The following is a 2,118-nucleotide window of genomic DNA, read 5'->3' as shown; positions in this document are numbered from 1 at the left end:
CGGCGCGTCGCCGCCTCCAGGCTCTCCAGCCCGCACAGGCCGCAGCCGACGGGGCCGGCCATGTGGCGGCGGCGGCGCAGCAAGGCCGCCTCCCGCGCCTCGGCCAGCTGCATGCGCAGCTCCATGCCGGCCGGGCGGCGCAGCACCTCCAGCTCGGTCAGCTGGCCGGGCGCGGTGACGATGCCCTCGGTCAGGCTGAAGCCCAGGGCGAAATCGGCCAGGTCGCGCGGCGTCGCCATCATCACGGCGTGGCTGGCCTGGCCATAGGTCATGGCCACCGGCATCTCCTCCGGCAGCAGGTCGGCGCGCAGCTCGGGCGAGCGGGAGGCCGCCTCCCAGCGCAGCTTCTGGCAGGAAATCAGGGGGTGGGGCGCGCTCATGCCGGGTGCTCCGCCCCGGCGGCAGGCCGGGCGCGGGGATAACGCCCCAGCGCGGCGAAAGGCGGCAGGGCGCGGCGGGTTTTCCGGGCCGGGGGCGCGGCGGGATCGACAGGCAGGCGGGATTGGCCGGAAGCTGCCGCCATTGCATATCCCTCCTGTTGCCATGGAGACTCCGATGCGCCACCCCGCCCCGCCCCCGCTCCGCCGCAGCCATGCGGGCCCGGGGCATTGAGCGGAGGGGCGCTGCGCCGCTGGCTGCTGGACCCGTTGCCGCCGCGCCAGAAGCCGGAGGAGATGGCCTATGGCCCGGCCGACCGCGCCCCCCTCGGCGTGGTGCTGGGCATGGGGCTGCAGCATGCGGCGCTGGCCATGGTCTTCGCCCTCTACGCCGCCATCGCCGGGGCGGCCATGGGATATGGCCCGGCGCAGGTCACCGCCTATGTCAGCGCCACCATCTTCGTCATGGGCTGCGCCACGCTGATCCAGGCCCTGCCCTGGCGCTTCGGCGCCGGCCTGCCGCTGGTCACCATCCCCAGCGCCGGGCGGCTGACCATCCAGGCCGCGCTGATGGCGCAATACGGGCTGGGCGCGGTGATGGGCGCCACGCTGGTGGCCGGGCTGCTGACCCTGGCCTTCGCCCGGCTGATCCCGCGCCTGCGCCCGGTCTTCCCGCCCGAGGTGATCGGCGTGGCCCTGGTGATGATGGGGCTGAGCCTGGTGACCAGCGGTGTCTCCCGCAGCCTCGGCATGCTGGGCCCGGGACAGGCCCCGGCCCTGCCCGAACTGGCGGCGGCCGGCGCCACCCTGGCCGCCATGGTGGCGCTGGCCATCTGGGGCAGCCCGGCCTGGCGCCGTGTCGCCATGCTGGGCGGCATCCTGGCCGGCACCGCCATGGCCTGGGCCATCGGGGCGGAGACCGGCGCGGCGCCGGAACGCACCGCGTTGCTGGCGCTGCCGCTGCTCGGCCTGCCGCTGCCATGGCCGGAGTTCCACCTGGTGCCGATCCTGGTGCTGGCCATCTCGCAATGCGTCACGATGATGGACCAGATGGGCGGCACCCTGTCGATGGACCGGCTGACCGACGCCGGCTGGCGACGCGCGGATCTGCGCCTGGCGCGCCGCTCGCTCACCGGGCTCGGCCTGTCCACCCTGCTGTCCGGCGCCACGGGCACGCCCCCGGGCGCCACCTCGACGGCGCATATCGGCCTGGTGCATGCCTCGGGCGTCGCCGCCTGGCGGGTCGGCGCCACGGCCGGGCTGGCGCTGATGCTGGCCAGCCTGGTCCCGCCGCTCGCCGCGCTGCTGGTGATGGTCCCGACCGCCGTGGTCGGCGGCATCCTGGTCTATGCCGCCGCCTACATGATCAGCACCGGCATCGAGATGATCATGTCGCGGCTGATGACCAGCCGGCGCAGCTTCACCGTGGGGCTGGCCATCGTCATGGGCACGGCGGTGATGCTGCTGCCCGAGATGGGCCGCGGCCTGCCGGACTGGCTGCAGGGCATCGCCCGCTCCGGCCTGATCGTCGGCGCGCTGACCGCCATCCTGCTGAACGCGCTGTTCCGCATCGGGCTGCGGCGGGTGCGGGAGGCGGTGCTCGACCCGGCGCGGGAGGGGGCGGCGGCGGCCGAGCTGATCGAGCATTGCGGCCGCGAATGGGCGCTGCGCCCCGACACCGTGGCGCGCGCCGGCCATGCCGCCGGCGAGGCGCTGGAGGCGCTGCGCGAGGCCGGCATCG

The 2,118-nt window shown here is 75.3% G+C and carries 2 protein-coding genes; one reads left to right on the top strand and one right to left on the bottom strand.

Annotation, left to right across the window (positions count from 1 at the left end):
* Positions 1-380, bottom strand: a 380-nt coding sequence (locus HMPREF0731_RS19190) for a formate dehydrogenase accessory sulfurtransferase FdhD (protein ID WP_007005871.1), incomplete at its 3' end; no start/stop codon positions are given.
* 228 nt (positions 381-608) lie between these two features.
* Here HMPREF0731_RS19190 and HMPREF0731_RS19185 point away from each other — a divergent pair.
* On the top strand, positions 609-2,118 hold a 1,510-nt coding region (locus HMPREF0731_RS19185; RefSeq protein ID WP_007005870.1), incomplete at its 3' end, for a solute carrier family 23 protein.

This window comes from Pseudoroseomonas cervicalis ATCC 49957, from assembly GCF_000164635.1.
GTDB classification, from domain to species: Bacteria; Pseudomonadota; Alphaproteobacteria; order Acetobacterales; family Acetobacteraceae; genus Pseudoroseomonas; species Pseudoroseomonas cervicalis.
The sequence above is the reverse complement of the archived record's forward strand: the minus strand, read 5'-3'. Positions and strand labels throughout refer to the sequence as shown.